General features: G+C 54.9%; 18 protein-coding genes. 12 read left to right on the forward strand and 6 right to left on the reverse strand.

Annotation, left to right across the window (positions count from 1 at the left end; genetic code table 11):
- Nucleotides 1-45 precede the first annotated feature (45 nt).
- On the forward strand, nt 46-912 hold the full coding sequence (gene phnE, locus JWF83_RS21560) for a phosphonate ABC transporter, permease protein PhnE (RefSeq protein ID WP_413652548.1): 867 nt from the start codon (nt 46-48) through the stop codon (nt 910-912).
- On the forward strand, nt 909-1,787 hold the full coding sequence (phnE, locus tag JWF83_RS21565; protein WP_413652549.1) for a phosphonate ABC transporter, permease protein PhnE: 879 nt from the start codon (nt 909-911) through the stop codon (nt 1,785-1,787). Before phnE (JWF83_RS21560) ends, phnE (JWF83_RS21565) begins: the two co-directional genes overlap by 4 nt.
- Before the next feature lie 41 nt (nt 1,788-1,828).
- Here the strand turns inward: phnE (JWF83_RS21565) and JWF83_RS21570 are convergent, their stop codons facing one another.
- Together JWF83_RS21570 and JWF83_RS21575 are read right to left on the reverse strand one after the other, a co-directional pair.
- The gene (locus JWF83_RS21570) at nt 1,829-2,224 is read right to left on the reverse strand and encodes a divergent PAP2 family protein (RefSeq protein WP_413652551.1); all 396 of its coding nucleotides are present in this window, start codon (nt 2,222-2,224) and stop codon (nt 1,829-1,831) included.
- 10 nt (nt 2,225-2,234) lie between these two features.
- Nucleotides 2,235-3,107, reverse strand: a complete 873-nt coding sequence (locus JWF83_RS21575) for a decaprenyl-phosphate phosphoribosyltransferase (RefSeq protein WP_413652553.1) — start codon at nt 3,105-3,107, stop codon at nt 2,235-2,237.
- A 77-nt stretch (nt 3,108-3,184) separates the two neighbouring features.
- Here JWF83_RS21575 and JWF83_RS21580 point away from each other — a divergent pair, with 77 nt between their 5' ends.
- Nucleotides 3,185-3,517, forward strand: coding sequence for a DMT family transporter (locus JWF83_RS21580; protein ID WP_413652554.1), 333 nt, complete (start codon nt 3,185-3,187; stop codon nt 3,515-3,517).
- Nucleotides 3,518-3,535: 18 nt separating this feature from the next.
- Nucleotides 3,536-5,143 carry a hypothetical protein gene (locus JWF83_RS21585; RefSeq protein ID WP_413652555.1) on the forward strand — a complete coding sequence of 536 codons (1,608 nt, stop codon included), beginning with the start codon at nt 3,536-3,538 and terminating at the stop codon, nt 5,141-5,143.
- 31 nt (nt 5,144-5,174) lie between these two features.
- Here the strand turns inward: JWF83_RS21585 and JWF83_RS21590 are convergent, their stop codons facing one another.
- Complete coding sequence (locus JWF83_RS21590; protein ID WP_413652556.1) at nt 5,175-7,814, reverse strand: ATP-binding protein; 2,640 nt, start codon at nt 7,812-7,814, stop codon at nt 5,175-5,177.
- 147 nt (nt 7,815-7,961) lie between these two features.
- On the opposite strand from JWF83_RS21590, the gene JWF83_RS21595 reads away from it, so the two are divergent.
- The 4 genes from JWF83_RS21595 (at nt 7,962) to JWF83_RS21610 (ending at nt 12,224) form a co-directional block, all read left to right on the forward strand.
- A complete protein-coding gene (locus tag JWF83_RS21595) occupies nt 7,962-9,476 on the forward strand; it encodes a sugar ABC transporter ATP-binding protein (protein WP_413652557.1) in 1,515 nt (504 codons plus the stop codon).
- 10 nt (nt 9,477-9,486) lie between these two features.
- The gene (locus tag JWF83_RS21600; RefSeq protein ID WP_413652558.1) at nt 9,487-10,476 is read left to right on the forward strand and encodes an ABC transporter permease subunit; all 990 of its coding nucleotides are present in this window, start codon (nt 9,487-9,489) and stop codon (nt 10,474-10,476) included.
- A gap of 64 nt (nt 10,477-10,540) precedes the next feature.
- The gene (locus JWF83_RS21605; protein ID WP_413652559.1) at nt 10,541-11,482 is read left to right on the forward strand and encodes an ABC transporter substrate-binding protein; all 942 of its coding nucleotides are present in this window, start codon (nt 10,541-10,543) and stop codon (nt 11,480-11,482) included.
- A gap of 58 nt (nt 11,483-11,540) precedes the next feature.
- The gene (locus JWF83_RS21610) at nt 11,541-12,224 is read left to right on the forward strand and encodes a D-lyxose/D-mannose family sugar isomerase (RefSeq protein ID WP_413652560.1); all 684 of its coding nucleotides are present in this window, start codon (nt 11,541-11,543) and stop codon (nt 12,222-12,224) included.
- Between the two features lie 120 nt (nt 12,225-12,344).
- On the opposite strand, the gene JWF83_RS21615 is transcribed toward JWF83_RS21610, so the two are convergent.
- Together JWF83_RS21615 and JWF83_RS21620 are read right to left on the reverse strand one after the other, a co-directional pair.
- Entirely contained in the window at nt 12,345-13,094 is a 750-nt protein-coding gene (locus JWF83_RS21615; protein ID WP_413652561.1) for a response regulator, read from the reverse strand.
- 206 nt (nt 13,095-13,300) lie between these two features.
- Nucleotides 13,301-14,731, reverse strand: a complete 1,431-nt coding sequence (locus JWF83_RS21620) for an EmmdR/YeeO family multidrug/toxin efflux MATE transporter (protein ID WP_413652562.1) — start codon at nt 14,729-14,731, stop codon at nt 13,301-13,303.
- 213 nt (nt 14,732-14,944) lie between these two features.
- Between JWF83_RS21620 and fepB the strand changes: the two genes are divergently transcribed.
- Genes fepB through JWF83_RS21640 form a run of 4 tightly spaced genes read left to right on the forward strand, consistent with a single transcriptional unit; the run spans nt 14,945 to nt 18,879 of the window.
- Nucleotides 14,945-15,982, forward strand: a complete 1,038-nt coding sequence (gene fepB, locus JWF83_RS21625) for a Fe2+-enterobactin ABC transporter substrate-binding protein (protein WP_413652564.1) — start codon at nt 14,945-14,947, stop codon at nt 15,980-15,982.
- A complete protein-coding gene (gene fepD / locus JWF83_RS21630) occupies nt 15,979-17,016 on the forward strand; it encodes a Fe(3+)-siderophore ABC transporter permease (protein ID WP_413652566.1) in 1,038 nt (345 codons plus the stop codon). The genes fepB and fepD overlap by 4 nt, the downstream gene beginning before the upstream one ends.
- 10 nt (nt 17,017-17,026) lie before the next feature.
- On the forward strand, nt 17,027-18,061 hold the full coding sequence (gene fepG / locus JWF83_RS21635; RefSeq protein ID WP_413652568.1) for an iron-enterobactin ABC transporter permease: 1,035 nt from the start codon (nt 17,027-17,029) through the stop codon (nt 18,059-18,061).
- 14 nt (nt 18,062-18,075) lie between these two features.
- The gene (locus JWF83_RS21640; protein ID WP_413652570.1) at nt 18,076-18,879 is read left to right on the forward strand and encodes an ABC transporter ATP-binding protein; all 804 of its coding nucleotides are present in this window, start codon (nt 18,076-18,078) and stop codon (nt 18,877-18,879) included.
- A 17-nt stretch (nt 18,880-18,896) separates the two neighbouring features.
- On the opposite strand, the gene fes is transcribed toward JWF83_RS21640, so the two are convergent.
- On the reverse strand, nt 18,897-20,207 hold the full coding sequence (gene fes / locus JWF83_RS21645) for an enterochelin esterase (RefSeq protein WP_413652571.1): 1,311 nt from the start codon (nt 20,205-20,207) through the stop codon (nt 18,897-18,899).
- Nucleotides 20,208-20,337 lie beyond the last annotated feature (130 nt).

Raw genomic sequence — 20,337 nt, forward strand, 5'->3', positions numbered from 1 at the left:
ATCAATGGCTGCCATTTATCAATGGGAATATCAGTGTGAAGGTGTATGCATAACGACTTCGAACGCTATTACCAGCAGATAAAAGGCCGGCAAAAGCGCGATACCCTGCTGTGGTCGCTGCTGCTGGTACTGCTCTATCTCGGCGCCGGACAGGTTGCTGAATTCAATCTGCATACCGTCTGGGTCTCCCTGCCGCATTTCTTCGACTATCTGCACGAAACCATCCCGGTGCTGCACTGGTCGTTGCTGTTTGCCGATGGCCATACCGCAGGTTCGCTGGCTTATTGGGGCTACCGTTTACCTATTCAGTTACCGCTGATCTGGGAAACGCTGCAGCTGGCGCTGGCGGCGACCCTGATGTCCGTAATAGTGGCGACGGTGCTGGCCTTTTTGGCGGCCAGCAATACGAACAGCCCGACGCTGCTGCGTCTGACTATTCGTACGCTGGTGGCCTTTTTGCGCACCATGCCCGAACTGGCATGGGCGGTGATGTTTGTGATGGCGTTTGGTATCGGCGCCATCCCCGGCTTTCTGGCGCTGGCGCTGCATTCGGTAGGCAGCCTGACCAAGTTGTTTTATGAAGCGATCGAAACTGCCTCGGATAAGCCGGTACGCGGTTTAGCTGCCGGGGGGGCTGGCAAACTGCAACAGATGCGCTTTGCTTTCTGGCCGCAGGTGAAACCGATTTTCCTCTCCTACAGCTTTATGCGTATGGAAGTGAATTTTCGCCAGTCGACCATTTTAGGGTTAGTGGGCGCCGGGGGCATCGGCCAGGAGCTGATGACCAATATCAAGCTGGACCGTTATGACCAGGTGAGCATCACCCTGCTGCTCATTATTGTCGTGGTGTCGTTGCTGGACACTTTTTCCGGGCGTTTACGTCGCTGGGTGGTTGAGGGGAAAACCGCATGATGAACTTACCGGGTAGCGCGGATCTGGCGCTCATCAGGCAACAGCATCCGCAGTTGTTCAGTATGCAACGCCGTTATCTGCTGCGCATTCTGCTGTTGGCACTGGCGGTGATATTGTTCTATCTGGCCTTCTTTCAGATGTTTGGCATTTCGTGGGCGCAGTGGATTAACGGTTGCCAGCAGATTAGTCGCTATTTTCTGCGAATGTTTGTCTGGCATGATTTTGCCAACTGGCCATTCGGCTACTATCTGTCACAGATCGCCATTACGCTGGCGATTGTCTTCGCCGGTACCTTAACCGCCACGCTACTGGCGCTGCCGTTATCGTTTTGCGCGGCGCGCAATGTGATGACCGGTCGCGGCCTGCGGCCGCTGGCGCTGCTGGTGCGGCGTATACTGGATATTCTGCGCGGTATTGATATGGCTATCTGGGGACTGGTATTTGTCCGGGCGGTCGGCATGGGACCGCTGGCCGGGGTGCTGGCAATAGTGATGCAGGATGTCGGCCTGCTGGGCAAACTGTATGCCGAAGGGCATGAAGCGGTGGAGCGCTCGCCAGGGCGCGGGCTGAATGCGGTGGGTGCCAACAGCCTGCAGAAACATCGTTATGCTATTTTTACGCAATCATTTCCGACGTTTCTGGCGCTGAGCCTGTATCAAATTGAATCTAATACCCGCTCTGCCGCCGTACTCGGGTTTGTCGGCGCCGGCGGTATTGGTCTGGTATACGCCGAGAATATGCGGCTGTGGAACTGGGATGTGGTGATGTTTATTACCATGATTATGGTAGTAGTGGTTATGGTGATGGATACCATTTCCGCCCGTTTGCGCCAGCGCTATATCACCGGCAAGGATGTGCCGCTCTATCAGCCTTAAACCGGACGACGTTATTGGCGCCGTAACGGCGCCGTATGCCGTCACCAACCAGACATCGCCAGGCCGACAATCGCGCCGACTATACAGCCACACACTATCTCAGGGACGCTGTGGCCGATGCGTTCGCGCAACTTTGCATCCGCAATTTTATTGATGGCAATCGCCTGCTTTTCAATCTGCTTACGTAAGCTTCTGGCATCTAACAGCACAATGTATGCCAGGGTGATGGCGACGCCAAAGGCAGCATTATCAATACCGTCACGAAATCCAATCAAAGAAACCATACTTATCACGATGGCAGAATGATTGCTGGGCATTCCGCCGTAGCCGATTAAAGAGAATGCGAGTTTTTTTTCTTTTAGGCTATTAATCAGAAATTTCGTAACCCCGGTGACAAACCATGCAACAAAAGGGGTGGCAAGATAGACAAAACTCATTCGTGTTCCCTTACGGTAATAGAAGATAAAGGCAACTACCAATCCATCCAACGATAGTCAAAATCAGTGGCGTATCAGACAGCAGCGAGTCCGTGGGGGATTCTCCACCATCTAATGACTCGACATTGTACCAGTAGCGGAACAAGCCAAAAAGGACCAGTGGTATGGTCATTACCATGTTCTGATGTTCCGAAATAACATACAGACTATAAAAAATCAGCGCCCCGGTAGCTGACATTTCCGAATATCGTGTCACCAACTGAACTGAATATTTGCCAAGAATACTTCTGCCGGCACTGCCGCTCTTGACGAGTTCCTGACGTCTTTTTATTGATGCAAGATAAAGTGCGAGGCAGAGCGTGGTGATAAACATCCACTGCGAGAGGACCACGCCAATCGCAAGGGTGCCCGCTACGGTTCTGAGTACAAAACCAATCGCGATACAAAAAATATCGACAACCGGCATGTGCTTCAGTTTGTAGGTATATGCAATATTGAGTGCAATATAAGCGATAATGACCAGGGCGATTTGTGGAATATAGCACAGCGATAACAGTATCAACACATAGAACAGCACCAGCAGTTGCCACGCCTGTCTGATCGAGATCATACCAGCGGCGATGGGGCGTTTAACTCTTTTCTGCGGATGGGCGCGGTCTTTTTCGCAATCATTAATGTCGTTTAAAATATATACAGCTGACGAGGTAAGGCAAAATATAACCATCGCCGAAACAGCAAGAGTAATAGATTGCAGGTCAAGAAACTTACCTGAAAATACTAATGGTGCCATAACGAAAAGGTTTTTAATCCATTGCTTTGGCCTTATCAGCTTTATAGCCCCCCGCAAAACTGATTTTTTCGGGGTAAATTCCATTTTAGTCATAAAAAAATGTCTGTTTATGGTAAGGATGTATTGCAAATGATAACATCAAGACAATTTAATGTCTCGGATGGCGTGTTATGGGTTTTATATTTATAGTTATCAGTGGGTTATGTAGTGCTTTAGCGGGGGGGATGCTTAAGATCGGCGCGCAAAGGAGCAGCAATTTGAGTTTGGTTGACTACTGGCCGCATGCGACGTCAGTTGCTTTGTATTTTATCGGTTTTTTGTTTTATTTCCTGGCGTTGTCGCGTTTGAGTCTGACTGTTGCCTACCCGGTGATGATCTCCAGTGCGGTCATATTTGTGATGTTAATGGGGGCATTTTGGTTCTCTGAACCCGTGACGATGTTAAAAATTGTTGGCACGTTGTTAATAATTTCAGGTGTGTTCCTGATAAATTATTCTTTTTGATGAGAACCAGAGTCTCGAATGAAAAATATTAAACTGGATAAAGATGCGGCAATTTCGATTGTGCTGCTCTCATTTTTTTTGTCTATTGGTGTTCTTTCTGTATTAAAGCAAGTACTGTCGCATTATGGTTTTGATTTTATGCGTCATTCAGTTATCCCATTAGCCATCTTTGCTGTGACAATGCTCTATGCGTATCTCAGGAAAGGTGTTGATAGATACTATCTCGTCATCATTGCTGTCGTTTTTATTGCCTGTTTACAGTCATCGTTTTTCCCTGACGAAAGCTGGGACGGTCTGGCATATCACCAGAAAGCCGCATGGTTTTATATGCATGGCGGCAATCTTATGTATGATCTGACGGGTGCTGCGGGCAACTACTGGACGACTTTTTACCCGAAAGCAACATGGTATTTCGCTGGTGAAACCGGCGTGCTCTTTGGCCATTTAAACTATGGGTCATCCTATCAATTTATTCTCGGGGGAGCACTGTTTTTCTATGTTAAATATTTCTTTTCTGAGTTTAAATACAATAAGTTTGCTGGTCTGGCTTTCGGCGTTTTTTCGGTTTTCTCCCCAATATTCTTAGCGCAGGCATTTAGCTTTTATGTCGACGCGGTGATGGGGTATTTATCATTTTTGTTAATGCTTTCGGCTGTTGCTTATGTTAATAACAACAAAGTGAGCGATTTAGCTGTCATTGTGGTTGCCAGCGTTATTATCGTAAATATAAAATTTTCTGGCTTTCTGTATGTGGCTGCTGCCTTTTTATTGATTGGCATCTTCTCACTGAAGAGTTTTAATCGCTGTATTGTCGTAGGGGGAGCCTTTCTGCTTTTCGTGGTTGCTGGTATCGGTGTGCTCGGCAACTCTCCCTATGTTAAAAACATGGAAACGGGTCACCATATTTTTCACCCTATCTTTGGCAAAGAAAAGAGAGATATTATTACTTTCCAGTCCCCATCGGGCTTTTCTGACTTAAATCGATTTGAAAAGCTGGCTATTTCTTTATTTAGCCGGAGCGAAAATATTGATAAGAAATATGGCAAAGAACCAGAATTAAAGATGCCAGGAACCGTGTTTCCTCAGGAAATCGCCTCTCTACGTGATGAGGATCTACGGATTGGAGGTTTTGGTCCGCTATTTTCTCTGGCACTGGTGATATCAGTACTATTTTTATTATTAAGATGTGGAATCGATAAAAACGTATTGATGTTGTTGGCTATGACAGCATTTAGCACAGTTTTAAACCCCGAAGCCTGGTGGGCACGGTATGCACCGCATCTGTATATTATACCGTTATTGCCACTTTTCGTCTCTACTAACGTACGTCTGCGCTATCTGAATTATATTGTATTGCCCCTTATTACACTGATACTGGGGATTAATGCTTATTTGATCGCAAAAGAAAGAGTTATCGAGTCAAAATATTTTCTTGATAATGTGATTTCAATTAAAGAAAGTTGCCAGCATGGAACCCTTGAGGTGAGTGCTATCCAGGGGCTGATTGTCGACCAAATTTTCTTAAACAGTCCGAACCCGATAGTTGTCGTTAATGAGCGTGATAGTTCAGCCACTGATTTTCCTGATAATAAGCGGAGAAGGTTCTCATATCGTTGTATTCACTAACCTCCAGACCGCCAGCGTTGGCGATATCAGGTTATTGAAGAGACAAACGGCCGATGGTCAGGCTGCGCTGCCATGCCCGGCGCAGCGCCTGCGCCAGCTGTGACTGGGTATAAGGTTTCGCCAGCCGTTCACACAGCGGCAGTGCGCCTTGCTGCTGCTGGCGCAGGTCATGGCCGCTGACCAACAGAGCGGCGAGTTGCGGGTTACGTAGCTGTGCCAGACGAATCACCTCGGCGCCATTCAGGCGCCCGGGTAACATAAGATCGCTGACCAGCATGCTGATATCCGCCGTCTGTTCCAGTAAGGCCAGCGCTTTATCACCGCTGGCGCATTCCAGCGTCAGATACCCCAGTTGATGCAGGTGTTCACAGAGTGTTTGCCGTACATCTTCTTCATCGTCCAGCACCAGAACCAGGCGGTCGTCAGGGGCGGTGTCGTCCGGTAGCGTGCTTACGCTATGCTGCCGGAGTTGTGCCGGGGCGCGCGGCAGTTGCAGACGCACCAGCGTGCCCTTACCCGGTGCGGATTCCAGCTGTACGCTACCACCAGATTGCCGGACAAAGCCGTATACCATCGACAGTCCCAGTCCACTTCCGCTGCCAACCGCTTTGGTGGTAAAAAAGGGTTCAAACACCTGCGCACGCGTCTCCTCTGTCATACCGCAACCATGGTCGATCACCTCGATAGTGACGCGGTCACCTTTCCCGAATTTCTCTGTTGCAATGCGCTGATTGTAAACCCGTATTTTAATTTCACCATCATCACTGCCCAGCGCGTCACGGGCATTGACCACCAGATTTATCAGCGCATTTTCCAGCTGTCCGGCATCTATCCATGCCCGCCAGCCCGGCTGTTGTGCCTCGATCACCAGCGTCTGGCCGGGGGGCAATGAGTGATTCATTAACTCCTGCAGATTTTCCGCCAGGCTGGCCACTTCTACCGCCTGCGGATGTAACGCCTGTTTACGTGAGAATGCCAGCAGGCGCTGGGTGAGTTGCGCCGCCCGTTCTGACGCTTTTAGCGCGCGGTTAATACGCTGGGCGGTTGCGGAATCAAGAGCCGCGGTGCCGATCAGTTCCAGACTACCGATAATCACCGCCAGCAGATTATTGAAGTCGTGAGCCAGGCCGCCGGTAAGCTGGCCAACCGCCTTCATTTTCTGGCTATGTACCAGCGCCTCCTCCAGCGCTTTACGTTCGGTACGTTCCAGCACCGTATTAACCATGCCCCGATGGGGTACCGGACTGAAACGCAGTTCAATTACCCGGCCATCACTAAGGCGCATCTCTTGCGGCTCGGGCAACGGGTGCCCGGGGTTATTCTGCATCTGCTGCCAGTTGCGGGCGATGCCTTCCGCCTGCAGTTGTGATGCGAGAGGCTGCAGCAGTTGCAGGTAATGCTGTCCCCGATGCAGCTGGCACGCTTCCAGCCCTAACAGCAATGGATACTGCGAGTTCCACACCACTAAATGTCCGCCGCTGTCGAACAGGGCGAAACCGTCGCGCATTGCCAGAAACGTGGACTCCAGCTGGTTACTTTTCTCTTTTAACAGCCGTGAAGTGTGCTCCAGCGACGCGGTGTTACGGGCAAACACGCTAAAGGCGCGCGCCAGATCGCCAAGCTCATCGCGCCGTTGCAGCGCCGGTACGCCAACGTCGCGCTGTCCCTGCGCCAGCCGGGTCATGGCGCCGGCAATCGCCGTCAGGTTAGATCCGAGATTACGATAAATATAGAAGCCGGCAAAGCCGGTAATCACCAGCGACAGCAGGGCAAACAGGGTAATAAACAGAATAATGGAACTGAGTTCACGATGGGTGGCGGCGCTACGCCGCGCGGTTTCCTGCGCCACTTTCTCGACATAGAGCGTGATGTCATCGTTAAGCATCGTGACCAGCGCCTTGATTTGCCAGGTGTAGTAGGCCAGCGCCAAATCACTGTCGGCCAGTTGATGTGCCAGCGGTATTAACGCGCGCTCAGTCGCGACCAGTTGCTGCATTTTGTGGTCAAGCAGCGCATTACTGCTGTGTGGCGGCCAGCGGGTCATTACCTGATGCCATTGTTGGATCGCCGGTAACGGCGAGGGGGTCCGAGTGGCCACGGTGATTAAGCGATCGATTTCATTGCGCAGCGCCCGCGGGGGCTGGTTTAGCAGGTCGCGCCGCATAATGGCATTGATATGGTCCAGCTGTAACTGGGACTGATACAGGCCGCTTAATAGCAGGTTGCGCTGCAGCTGGCGTTGATGACCGCTGGTCAGTAATTTGCTGACGCTCTGTTCGAGTACCATGCTGCGCTGAAAGATCTGGCTGACCAGTTGCGGTTCGTGCGCCGCCAGTGGCGCAGCCGCGAGTTGGCTCAGTGACTGTTGCAGCGCCAGCTGGGTTTGCTGTAGCCGTGCCGATTCGCTCTGATACTCCAGGGCGCCGACCACCTGCGACAGACGAGCCGCCGAGGTGGCCACACTGGCGGTATCGCGCGCCAGCGCCAGGCTGCCGGTCATATCATTCAGGGTCTGAGCCTGGGCCTGTTCCTGAATAGCGCCCGCATGATTAAAACCGAAAATCGCCACGCCGCTGACCATCAGCGTCACCGCCACCACCAGCAGATTGAACATCAGCAGCCGGCCACGGGCGCCCGCCAGCCTTCCCGGATGAATCGCACCTGTCGTCATAGAAGCTCCGCAACATAGCTGAGGCTGTGTGCTGAGTATAAAAGTGGCGAGGTTTGACACTATGACAAAGATGAACGGGCGCTGACATTTTCCATTTATTTAACCCTGTTTTACTGCTGCCATTATCCACCGCGCAAGGTGTATGGCATGGCAGCGACAGCGATTCTGGAAATGAAACATATCTCGCGCCGCTTTGGTCAGTTCTGGGCCTTGAGAGATGTCAGCCTGACGGTTTATCCGGGCGAGGTGCATGCGCTTATGGGAGAAAACGGCGCCGGTAAAAGCACCTTAATGAAAATTCTGGCCGGCGCCTATAGCGCCAGTAGTGGCGAGATCCTGATTGACGGCCAGCCGAAGGTGATAAAAGGGCCGAAGGAGGCGCTGGAAGCGGGGATTACGCTGATCTATCAGGAGATGAATCTGGCGCCGAATTTGACGGTGGCAGAAAACATCTTTCTGGGCAGTGAAATTCAGCGCTATGGGCTGGTGAAACGGCGGCAGATGGCGCAGGAAGCGCAAAAGGTGATCGACCGCCTGCATGCCCGTTTCTCTTCGACCGATCGGGTGATGAAGCTGAGTATTGCCGAACAGCAACAGGTGGAGATTGCCCGCGCTTTACACCGTAACAGCCGTATTTTAGTGATGGACGAGCCGACCGCGGCCCTGTCGTCACGGGAGACGGAGCAGTTATTTGCGCTAATTAAACGGCTGCGCGCAGAAGGGATGGCGATTATCTATATCAGCCATCGTATGGCGGAGGTCTATGAGCTTTCCGACCGGGTTAGCGTGCTGCGTGACGGCCAGTATGTGGGCAGCCTGACGCGTGAAAATCTTAATGCGACCGAACTGGTGCGCATGATGGTCGGCAGGCCGCTCAGTGATCTGTTTAACAAGAAACCATCCATTACCGATGGCGCGCCGCGCCTCACCGTTGATGGTCTGACCGATGGCGAAAAAATTCGTCCCTGCAGCCTCGAAGTGCGCGCGGGCGAGATTGTGGCGCTTGCCGGGCTGGTAGGCGCCGGACGTTCGGAACTGGCGCAGCTGATTTTTGGCGTGCGTAAAGCCAGTAACGGCACGGTAGCGGTGGATCAGTTGCCGGTGCATATCACTTCGCCACGGGAAGCGATTGCGCTGGGTATTGGTTATCTGACGGAAAACCGTAAAGAGCAGGGGCTGTTTCTGGAGCTTGCCGCGCATGAAAATATCGTTATGGCGACCATTGAACGCGATGCTCATTACGGCCTGTTGGATCGGCGCAAAGGACAGAAAATTTCCGGCGACGCCATTCAGGCGCTCAATATTCGCGTGCCTCATGCGCAGGTACGTGCCGGCGGGCTGTCCGGCGGCAACCAGCAGAAGCTGCTGATTTCACGCTGGGTGGCGATTGGTCCGCGCATTCTGTTACTGGATGAGCCGACGCGCGGTGTCGATGTCGGCGCCAAAAGCGAGATCTACCGCATGATGAACCAGATGGCGCAGCAGGGGGTGGCGATCTTAATGATCTCCAGTGAGCTGCCGGAAGTGGTCGGGATGAGCGATCGGGTTTATGTGATGCGTGAAGGCGCGATTGTCGGCGAGCTACAGGGTGAACGTATTACCCAGGAGAACATTATGACGCTGGCGACCGGCGTTGATCTTCCGCAACCGGTTAACGTCTGAGGAGCCAACCATGACCCACTCTGCCCCTGTGCGTAGCAAAAACCCGACGCTGAAGCGTGTGCTGATGGCCGACATGATGCAAACCATTGGTATTTTGCCGATTCTGATCCTGATTGTGGCGGTCTTTGGTCTGGTCACGCCCAATTTTTTTACCGAATCTAACCTGCTGAATATCACCCGTCAGGCCTCGATCAATATTGTGCTGGCGGCAGGGATGACCTTTATCATTCTGACCGGCGGTATCGATCTGTCGGTAGGCTCAATGCTGGGCACCGCCGCGGTGGTGGCGATGGTGAGTTCACGCGACCCGGCGCTGGCTAATCTGACGATTCCGGCGGCGCTGGGCGCCGGGTTGCTGATGGGGTTGTTTAACGGCGTACTGGTCGCCTGGGCCGGGTTACCGCCGTTTATTGTCACCCTTGGCACCTACACCGCAATGCGCGGCGCCGCTTATTTGCTGGCGGACGGCACCACGGTGATTAACTCCGATATCAATTTTGAATGGATCGGCAATGGTTACCTCGGGCCGCTGCCGTGGCTGATCATTATCGCTTTTGCGGTAGTGGCCCTCTGCTGGTTTATTCTGCGTCGCACCACGCTGGGGGTGCATATCTATGCGGTGGGCGGCAATCTGCAAGCGGCGCGCCTGACCGGGATTAAAGTCGGAGCAGTACTGCTGTTTGTCTATGCCGCCAGCGGACTGCTTTCCGGGCTGGCTGGCCTGATGAGCGCCTCGCGGTTGTATAGCGCAAACGGCAATCTTGGCGTTGGCTATGAGCTGGATGCCATTGCCGCAGTGATCCTTGGCGGCACCAGCTTTGTCGGCGGTATCGGCACCATTACCGGCACGCTAATCGGCGCGCTGATTATCGCCACATTAAATAACGGTATGACGCTGATGGGGGTCTCCTATTTCTGGCAGCTGGTGATCAAGGGTGCGGTGATCATTATTGCTGTGTTAATTGACAAATATCGTACCCGACATCACCAGGCAAACTAGAGGTTTGCCAGCTCAACTGACACGCCATTCTGCTGTTGGCGACAACCGATACAGGAGAGGGTCTATGCGTTTCAATCCGATAATTAGCGGGCTTCTGGCCGCAAGTATGCTGGTGGCTGCGCCGCTGGCCCAGGCAAAATCACTAAAGAACATTGGCGTCACCGTGGGGGATCTGGCTAACCCGTTTTTTGTGCAGATCGCCAAAGGTGCCGAGATGAAGGCGCGGGAACTGGCGGGCGATAATGTTAACGTCACGCTGGTCTCCAGTGGTTATGATCTCGGCCAGCAGGTGGGGCAGATTGATAATTTTATCGCAGCGAAGGTCGATATGATTATTCTCGGCGCCGCTGATTCGAAGGGGATTGCGCCAGCGGTAAAACGTGCGCGCGATGCCGGTATCGTGGTGGTCGCGGTAGACGTGACGGCAGATGGCGCCGATGCCTCCATCACCTCCGATAACACTCAGGCCGGGATGCTGGCTTGTCAGTACATCTCTGAACGGCTGAAAAACAAGGGCGATGTGGTGATCATTAACGGACCGCCGGTCTCCTCGATCCAGGACCGGGTATCCGGTTGCATGGGGGAGTTTAACAAGCATCCGGATATTAAAGTGCTCTCCTCGAACCAGAATGCCAAAGGCAGTCGCGAAGGCGGGCTGGAAGTGATGACCTCATTACTGTCTGCCAATCCGAAACTTGACGCGGTATTTGCTATTAATGACCCAACCGCCATTGGCGCCGACCTGGCGTCGAAACAGGCGCAGCGTAGCGAGTTCTTTATTGTCGGCGTTGACGGCTCGCCTGATGGCGAAGAAGCGCTGAAACGGAAAAACTCGCTGTTTGTCGCCACTCCGGCGCAGGATCCGCAGGTGATGGCGGCACGGGCGGTGGAGATTGGCTATGATATTTTGCAGGGCAAACCCGCGCCGAAAGAGACAGTGCTGATCCCGGTGAAAATGATCGACCGTCACAATGTCGGCGAATACAAAGGCTGGACGGTGAAATAAGCGACGCCCGGGCAGACAGTCTGACGGCGGTCTGCCCGGCCGGACAGGAGAGAAACTGATGAAGCGCTCTGAGGTTAACGCGATTTTGCAGCAAACGCGTGAGTTCTTTGCCCGTCAGGATGTGCATCTGCCACGCTGGGCGGAGTTCCCGCTGCAGCAGTGGCAACAGCTGGCGCGTGAGGAGTGGCGTGAGGTATTCGATCTGCAGCTGGGCTGGGATGTTACCTCGTTTGGCAGTGACGATTTTCTGCATACCGGGCTGACGCTGTTTACGCTGCGCAACGGTTCACCGGGCGGGGCGCCTTACGCCAAATGCTATGCCGAAAAAATCATGCATTGCCGCGAGGGGCAGGTGACGCCGATGCATTTTCACTGGCGCAAAATGGAAGATATCATTAATCGCGCTGGCGGCAACCTGATCGTCGAGTTGTACCATCGTCACGGTGAAGCGCCGGATAACCGCCCGGTGACGGTGGCGATTGATGGTTTTCGTCAGACCCATGCGGCGGGTACGCAAATTCGTTTATCGCCGGGTGAGAGTGTGACGCTGGCTCCGGGCATTTATCACAGTTTCTGGGGGGAAGCCGGGCTGGGCGATGTGCTGGTGGGGGAAGTTTCGATGATCAATGATGACGATACGGATAACTATTTCCTGACGCCGCGGCCACGTTTTAATCCTGTCGAGGATGACGAAGCGCCACGCTGGTTGCTGTGCAATGAGTATGCGCGCTATCTGCCTTAATGCCGGCTGTATCTGAAACCCTCCAGCGAGCCATTGATGGCTCCCGTGTTGCATGAGACAGCGGGCGGAATAAATCCCGCCCTGTGGCTATCTGAAACCCAGCAGAGGGCGCCATATTCGTCAGGCAATACGGCTGGTGATTAGCGGTGTCTCCGGGCGGACCGCATCGGCGGAAAAGACATAGCCCAGCCCGCGAATAGTACGAATCAGAGTTGGCTGGTGCGGATTGACTTCAATTTTTCTGCGCAACCGCATAATCAGCACATCAATGGTGCGATCAAAGACATCGAGAGTTTCACTGTGCGTCAGCTCAAGTAACTGATCGCGCGTCAGTACTTTACGCGCATGGCGGATCATCGCCAGCAGCAGCGCGTACTCGCCCTGCGTCAGAACGACCTCATCGCGCTGTGGATTCAGCAATACACAGCGATTTTCATCCAGCCGCCAGCCATTAAACAGCCAGCCACTCCAGCTATGGTGCGGGTTTTCCAGCGGGCCGATACCGCTACGGCGCAACACCGCTTTAGCGCGCGCCACCACCAGCCGTGGATTAAACGGTTTGGCGATATAGTCATCGGCCCCCATCTCCAGCCCGACGACAAAGTCTGACTCCGTGCCCATGCCGGTGAGCATAATGACCGGCAATTCGGGACGCAGACGCTGCATCTGCTGTAGCAGCAGCAGGCCATTGGTATCCGGTAAAATCATATCCAGCATCACCAGCGCGATTTCTGCATGGCGGGACAATAATGCCTGCGCATCCGCACCACGCTGGCAGCTGTACACGGCAAAACCCTGTTCATTTAGCACATCGTTGAGCAGTTCACAGATGGCGTGATCATCGTCAACCACCAGTATGGCGGGTTTCATCGCAGCGACCTCACAGGTTACAAACAAGTTAAAAACCAGTGTATCTGAGCCGATAAAGTGCGTGATTATCAGGAAACGAAATTGTGAGGCGGGTCGCGGCCGGGGCGGTAATTTTTCGGCATCTGGCGCAGAATTGCGGCGCGCAGAGGTAATCCGCGCGCAACCACCGGGGCAACAGGATGAAAGCAGAAACGGCCAGCGAAGGGTCAGTCGGCAGTCGGCGTGCGCGGGTATTTCCATAACCAGCGGCCACTGACCATCCGCCACCAGAAGCAGATGGCGCGCACAATCCAGTCAAAGAACATACCCAGCCAGATACCGACCACGCCAAAGTCGCATACAATGCCAAGGGTATAGCCGACCACAATACGGCAGCCCCACATACTTAGCATCGACACCCACATGGTGTAACGCGCATCACGTGCCCCTTTCAGCCCGGCCGGCAGCACCCAGGAGGCGGCCCATACCGGCATAAAGGCGGCATTCAGCCACACCAGTATTTTCACCACATCAATCACATCCTGCTCACTGGTGTAGAACGACGCCAGTACGCCGGCCAGCGGTACCGAGATCAGCGCCAGCACGCATAAGAAGAAAGTGGACAGCCAGAAAATATGTTTTAACTGACGTTCTGCCTGGCCGATTTGATGTTTTCCAAGGCGGGTACCGACAATAATCGTCGCCGCGGAACCTAATGAGTTTCCCGGCAGGTTGATTAAGGAGGCGATTGAGAACGCAATAAAGTTACCGGCAATCACATTGGTCCCCATACCGGCGACAAACACCTGGGTGAGCAGCTTGCCGCCATTAAACAGCACCGATTCAATACTGGCAGGCAGACCGATGCTGAGGACTTCCATCAGGATGGAGCCGTTCATACGGGTAAAGTAACTTTTCAGGGTGATTTTCAGCGCCGGGTTAAAGCCAATCATCAGCACATAGATCACCGCCGCGGCGCCGATATAGCGCGACAGGGTCAGTCCAATCCCCGCGCCGATAAACCCCATTCCGTGCCAGGAAAAACAGCCGTAAATTAAGATGCTGCTGATAATAATATTCAGGATATTCATCCCGCCATTAATTAACATCGGCATTTTGGTATTACCCGCGCCGCGCAGGGCGCCGCAGCCAATCAGGGCGATAGCCGCCGCCGGGTAACTCCAGACTGTAATGCGTAAATAGATTAGCGCTAACGCTTTCACTTGTGGCTCTGCGGCACCGGCAATCAGATCGATTATCGCCGTGCCGGAGAACTCGATCACCAGCGCCAGCACCACTGAAGCCAGCGTCATCAGTACTAACGACTGGCGGGTGGCGGCACGCGCCCGTTTACGATTACGTTTGCCCAGACTGAATGCCACCACCACGGTGGTGCCGAGATCGACGGCGGCAAAGAAGGCAATAATCACCATGCTGAAACTTTCGGCCAGCCCGACGGCAGCCATCGCCTCTTTCCCTAAACGACTGACCAGAAAAGTGCTGAGCACTCCCATCAGCAATACACAGGTATTTTCGAAGAAGATCGGCACGGCGAGCGGGGTAATTTCACGCCGTAGCAGAACATGGTAGGAACGCCGTTTCGGATACCAGCCGGTAGACTGAATGGCGCGCAGCAGTTTTGTGTACAGCTTTTGCAAGTGAATTCCAGCAAATCAGAAAAACAGGGGGGATAAAGCAAGGATGGTTAAGGCCTGAACAATAATCAATTTATTTATCTGGCAGAGCACGAAAAGTCCTTTTTCGTCCGGCAATAATCCGTCACGGCGGCGGCTGAAGGGGATAAAGGCGTTTCAATTCAATAAGATTCACTGTATGATAATAATACTCATTTACGTTAAAATCGTTAATAAATGAAAAATTCTCTGTTAAAAAATGCAGCTCCGCTGACGGTATTGCTGATGCTGCCGCTGGCCCTGATATTGACGGGTTGCGACAATAGTCAGAGTGCGCAGCCAGTGGCGCAGACGGCGGACAAGTCGCAAGGGGAGTGGCCACGAACGCTGCAGACGCCAAAAGGACCACTCACACTGAACCATGCGCCGCAGCGTATTGTCTCCACCAGCGTCACGCTGACCGGTACTTTACTGGCTATTGATGCGCCGGTTATCGCTTCCGGCGCCACCAGCCGTAATACCTCAGTGGCGGATGATCAGGGGTTTTTCAGTCAGTGGGGTCAGCAGGCCAAAGCGCGTCAGGTGAAATCGCTCTACATTACCGAGCCTAATGCCGAAGCGATAGCGGCCGAAGCTCCGGATTTGATTGTGATGGCCGCCACCGGCGGCGATTCGGCACTGAAACTCTATGACCAGCTGTCGACTATCGCCCCAACACTGGTGATTGATTATGGTAATAAAAGCTGGCAACAGCTGGCGACCGAACTGGGCAGTATTACCGGGCATGAAGCCGATGCGCGCCAGCGCATTGCGGGTTTTGAACAGCATGTGGCGGCAGTAAAACAGGCGATTACCCTGCCACCACAGCCGGTCTCGGCGCTGGTTTACTACGAAGATGGCCGCGGCGTAAACCTGTGGACGCCGGCGTCCGCGCAGGGACAATTATTAACCGAACTGGGTTTCACCCTCGCCACGCTGCCAGCCACCATTACTCCGCAAACCAGCATGGGTAAGCGCAATGATATTATCCAGCTGGCAGGCGAAAATATGGCTTCCGGGGTGAATGGCCGGACGCTGTTACTGTTCTCCGCCGACGATGCGACGGTAAACCAGGTCAGCCGCAATCCTTTTCTGCTGCATCTTGATGCCGTGCAGCAACAGCGCGTTTACGCCATGGGGCCGGATACGTTCCGTCTCGATTACTACAGCGCCAGCAATATGCTGAACCGGATTGAGCAGCATTTTGCCGCGGCGCCGCCGCCGGCGAAACCATGACCAGCGCGTTGTCACGCCAGCTGAAATCGCCGCCAGACGTCACCCACTACAGCGCGCGGCGTCAGGTCAGTATGAGTGGCGTGTTACTGCTGTTACTGCTGCTGCTCAGTATCGCCAGCCTGCTGCTGGGCGCGAAAACCATCAGCCCGACGGATGTCTGGCTTAGCCTGACGGGTCAGCTACAAAACGCCGACAGTGTGATCGTGGTTGATGCGCGTTTGCCGCGCACCATCGCCGGGATCCTTGCCGGGCTGGCGCTTGGCGGCGCTGGCGCGGTAATTCAGGCGTTAACCCGCAATCCGCTGGCCGACCCGGGTATTTTAGGGGTGAATGCCGGGGCCAGCTTTGCGATTGCGGTCGGTATCAGCCTGTTTGGCGTCAGCGGGATGACCGGCTGGCTGGGCTTCGCCTGGGGCGGCGCATTACTGGCCAGTCTCGCCGTCTGGCTGATTGGTTCGCCCGGCGGCGGCAGGGGTAATCCGGTGCGCCTGACGCTGGCGGGGGTGGCGCTGACGGCGGTGCTGGCCGGGATGACCTCCTCGCTGACGCTGCTTAATCCGCAGACTTTCGATCAGATGCGTATCTGGCAGGCTGGCACTCTTGATATTCGTTCTCTGAGCCATGTCCGTTTGGTTGCGCCGGCGATTGTCGCCGGTTGTCTGCTGGCGCTGGTATCGGCACGGGCGCTGAATAATCTGAGCATGGGCGAGGAGATGGCGGCGGCGCTCGGCACCCGGGTGGTGCTAATCCGCCTGCTGGCGGTAGTGGCGGTAATGCTGCTCTGCGGATCCACCACCGCACTGGTGGGACCGATCGGTTTTGTCGGGCTGATGATCCCGCACGTCGCGCGCTGGTGGTTTGGCTCGGATCAACGCTGGATCCTGATCGCCTCTTTTCTGCTGGCGCCGGTGCTGCTGCTGGCTGCCGATATTGTCGGGCGGCTGCTGGTGCCGGGTGAACTCCGTGTCTCTGTGGTCACCGCATTTATTGGGGCGCCAGTGCTGATTTGGCTGGTGCGGCAACGCAAACATTAAGGAGAGTCGCTTGGTAGCCAGAACGTTGCTGCTGGGTAATTCCCGCGGCATGATCAACAGTCGGGTGTCATTACGGGTGGTGCTGACTAACGGCGTATTGTTGCTACTGTCACTGCTGCTGGCGGTGTTTTCCCTGTGCTACGGCAGCTTAAATCTGACGCTGGCGCAGGTCTGGCAGGCGCTGCACGGCATGGGGGAGCCTGGTGTGATCACCGTGGTGGCCCAGTGGCGCGCACCGCGCATTGTGCTGGCGCTATTGCTGGGGGCCGGTCTGGGCGTCAGCGGGGCGATCTTTCAGTCGGCGATCCGTAATCCGCTGGGTAGTCCGGATGTGGTGGGTTTTAATACCGGTGCCTATACTGGCGCGCTGGTGACCATTATTCTGCTCAATGGCAGCTACTATCAGATTGCCAGCGGCGCATTGCTGGGCGGCATCGCCGCGGCCGCGCTGGTCTGGCTGCTGGCATGGCGTGAGGGTATTGTCGGCTTTCGTCTGATTATTGTCGGGCTGGGGGTAGCCGCGCTGCTGTCTGCCTTTAATACCTGGCTGATTGTCACCAGCTCGCTGGAAAGTGCGATGAGTGCCGCCCTGTGGGGGGCGGGTTCGCTGAATGGCATGACATGGGCCAAAGGACAACCGGCGTTACTCTGTATTCCGCTGACCATTATCATGGTGCTGCTAATGGGTAAACGTCTGCAGCTGATGGAGATGGGGGACGACAGTGCGCGTGCGCTCGGCGTAAATGCTGAAGCCAGCCGCCTGTGGCTGATGCTGTTCGGGATTATCCTTACGGCGATTGCCACCGCCAGCGCCGGACCGATCTCCTTTATTGCACTGGCGGCGCCGCAAATCGCGCGCCGTATGACTCATGCCAGTTCGGTGCCGCTGTTTTCTGCCGCCACCACTGGCGCACTGTTACTTCTGGCTGCTGATATAACGGCACAGCACAGCTTCAACGGCGTGCAGTTGCCGGTTGGCGCCGTCACCGTCAGCATTGGCGGCCTGTATCTGATTTGGCTGTTGATCCGTGAGTCTCGTCGCTAATTATGAATACCATTATGAATAGTCGTTTACAGGCATCGGCGCTGACGCTGGCCTATGAGCAGAAAGTGATTGCCAGCGATCTGAGCGTCACTATTCCGGACAAACAGTTCAGCGTGATTATCGGTCCCAACGCCTGTGGTAAATCGACGCTGCTGCGTGCGCTTTGCCGGTTGCTAAAACCGCGTGCCGGGCAGGTACTGCTGGATGGCCGGGATATCCATCAGCTGGGAACCAAAGCGCTGGCCCGCCAGCTGGGGCTGTTGCCACAGCATGCGATAGTGCCGGAGGGCATTAGCGTGGCGGAACTGGTGGCGCGTGGCCGCTATCCGCATCAAAGTCTGTTAAAGCAGTGGAGTGAAGCCGACCGCCAGGCGGTCGATGCGGCAATGGTCGCAACCAGCGTGGCGGATCTGGCCAACCGCAGCGTCGATGAACTCTCCGGCGGGCAGCGGCAGCGGGTATGGGTGGCAATGGTGCTGGCGCAGCAGACGCCGTTGCTGTTGCTGGATGAACCGACCACCTGGCTGGATATCGCGCATCAGATCGAGCTGCTGGATCTGTTTCGTCAGCTTAACCAGCAGTCTGGCCACACGCTGATTGCGGTGTTGCACGATCTCAATCAGGCCTGTCGCTATGCCGATCATCTGATTGTGATGCACCGCGGGCAAATTATTGCCGAGGGGAAACCGGCGGAAATTATCAGCGCGGAACTGGTACAGCAGGTGTTTGGGATGGACAGCATCATTATTGATGACCCGGTATCGCATACGCCGCTGATTGTGCCCTGCGGACGCTTTCACCCGGCACCGGCGCGTTAAGCGCCGGTCGGAGAACGCTAGCGCACGGCGTTAAGCAGCGTCTGTAGTCCGTCAATCAGCCCGCCGCGCCAGCAGAGAGGATCGTGGCCACCGATATATTCGCGGTAATTTACCCGCAAACCGGCCGCCTGCAACGCCTGTAGCATTTGCCGGTTCACAAAGCTGATATCCGCCTCCGTGCTGCCCGACTCCATAAAAATGCTCAGGTCGGCGGCCGCCGCTTTACGACGGGCAACCTGCTTTGTCAGCCAGCCGCTCTGCTGAGCATCCGGTTGCGCCATCACTTTCAGATCCGGCCACCAGAATGAACCAGACTGGCTCAGTACGCGGCCAAAGCGTTGCGGCCAGTGCAGTCCGGCATACAGTGCGGCGAGGCCGCCGTAGCTCTGACCGGCAACGACCGTACGCTGCGGATCATCGCTAAAGGGCGTCAGACTGCGTGCCTGAGGCAATAACTCCTGCTGTAACGCCTGCCAGAAATGCGGATTACAGGGTAATTCCTGCCCGCGGTGCACCATATCAATTACATCAATAAACAGCCAGCAGGCAGCAGGCAACTGGCCCCCGGCAGTTTGTCGATCGATCGCCGAGTACAGCGGCATATTTTGCGCCCAGTTCTGACCATCCAGCATGATAATTAACGGCCGTTGTTCCGGCAGTGCGCTGGCGCCGCTGGTATACAGCCAGATTGGCCGCTGGTTACCCAGTAGTCTGCTTTGCCAGTGAAAGCGCTGCAGGCGCGCCGGATCGGCAGCGATATTGGCTCCGCTATCGAAATCCTGCCAGCCTGGCTGTTGCGGAGCCGCAGGCATATGCGCCGGGGAGAGCGCCTGACGACGGCTGGTAAAGTGCGGGCGCAGTGGATTCAGTGGGTCGGCGATAGCCAGCGGGAACAGTGAGATCCACCACTGGCGCTGTTGCTGGCTGGCAGTGGCGGCATCGGCACTGAAAGCTGGCGGCAGATGGTTGCGGCTGATGGGGATCAGGCAGTAGCTGCCACGCCAGCGCGGGTCAATCAGGGCTGACCAGTACCAGACATCGGTGCCGCTCAGACGCTGCATACTTTGTGGCTGCTGGCTGTGATGGTCAGTCACGCCATCGACATCAATATAAACCTGCACGGTGCTGGATTGTTGCTCATTACCGGCGGGATCGCGCCAGAAGTAACTCATCATCACATCCTTGCCTGGCTGCGCTTCTGCCAGCGGGGTGCCGATTTCTGCCAGTTGTTGCCACCATTGCTGCTGACCCAGGTTCGCGGCCGCCAGCAGCTGCGCCGTACAACCCTGAGGTTGCAGGGCAGGCATCAGATTTGTTCTTTTTTTCATCAACTTGTCCTTCGTAACTTTTCGCAACAGAGCCTAACACTTTGTCGGCGAAATCTATCTTAAGAAATACTAATGCGAATGTCATTGAGAATCATTTACGTTTGAAATAGCATGCCGGGCAACCTCGTGA

The organism is Pantoea sp. B65 (genome assembly GCF_047308185.1).
Lineage (GTDB): Bacteria > Pseudomonadota > Gammaproteobacteria > Enterobacterales > Enterobacteriaceae > Erwinia.

What these genes read in the sequence shown, in the direction of transcription:
- phnE (WP_413652548.1), top strand. Translation starts at nt 46, where the DNA reads ATGCATAACGACTTCGAACGCTATTACCAGCAGATAAAAGGCCGGCAA.
- phnE (WP_413652549.1), top strand. Translation starts at nt 909, where the DNA reads ATGATGAACTTACCGGGTAGCGCGGATCTGGCGCTCATCAGGCAACAG.
- JWF83_RS21570 (WP_413652551.1), bottom strand. Translation starts at nt 2,224, where the DNA reads ATGAGTTTTGTCTATCTTGCCACCCCTTTTGTTGCATGGTTTGTCACC.
- JWF83_RS21575 (WP_413652553.1), bottom strand. Translation starts at nt 3,107, where the DNA reads ATGACTAAAATGGAATTTACCCCGAAAAAATCAGTTTTGCGGGGGGCT.
- JWF83_RS21580 (WP_413652554.1), top strand. Translation starts at nt 3,185, where the DNA reads ATGGGTTTTATATTTATAGTTATCAGTGGGTTATGTAGTGCTTTAGCG.
- JWF83_RS21585 (WP_413652555.1), top strand. Translation starts at nt 3,536, where the DNA reads ATGAAAAATATTAAACTGGATAAAGATGCGGCAATTTCGATTGTGCTG.
- JWF83_RS21590 (WP_413652556.1), bottom strand. Translation starts at nt 7,814, where the DNA reads ATGACGACAGGTGCGATTCATCCGGGAAGGCTGGCGGGCGCCCGTGGC.
- JWF83_RS21595 (WP_413652557.1), top strand. Translation starts at nt 7,962, where the DNA reads ATGGCAGCGACAGCGATTCTGGAAATGAAACATATCTCGCGCCGCTTT.
- JWF83_RS21600 (WP_413652558.1), top strand. Translation starts at nt 9,487, where the DNA reads ATGACCCACTCTGCCCCTGTGCGTAGCAAAAACCCGACGCTGAAGCGT.
- JWF83_RS21605 (WP_413652559.1), top strand. Translation starts at nt 10,541, where the DNA reads ATGCGTTTCAATCCGATAATTAGCGGGCTTCTGGCCGCAAGTATGCTG.
- JWF83_RS21610 (WP_413652560.1), top strand. Translation starts at nt 11,541, where the DNA reads ATGAAGCGCTCTGAGGTTAACGCGATTTTGCAGCAAACGCGTGAGTTC.
- JWF83_RS21615 (WP_413652561.1), bottom strand. Translation starts at nt 13,094, where the DNA reads ATGAAACCCGCCATACTGGTGGTTGACGATGATCACGCCATCTGTGAA.
- fepB (WP_413652564.1), top strand. Translation starts at nt 14,945, where the DNA reads ATGAAAAATTCTCTGTTAAAAAATGCAGCTCCGCTGACGGTATTGCTG.
- fepD (WP_413652566.1), top strand. Translation starts at nt 15,979, where the DNA reads ATGACCAGCGCGTTGTCACGCCAGCTGAAATCGCCGCCAGACGTCACC.
- JWF83_RS21640 (WP_413652570.1), top strand. Translation starts at nt 18,076, where the DNA reads ATGAATAGTCGTTTACAGGCATCGGCGCTGACGCTGGCCTATGAGCAG.
- fes (WP_413652571.1), bottom strand. Translation starts at nt 20,207, where the DNA reads ATGAAAAAAAGAACAAATCTGATGCCTGCCCTGCAACCTCAGGGTTGT.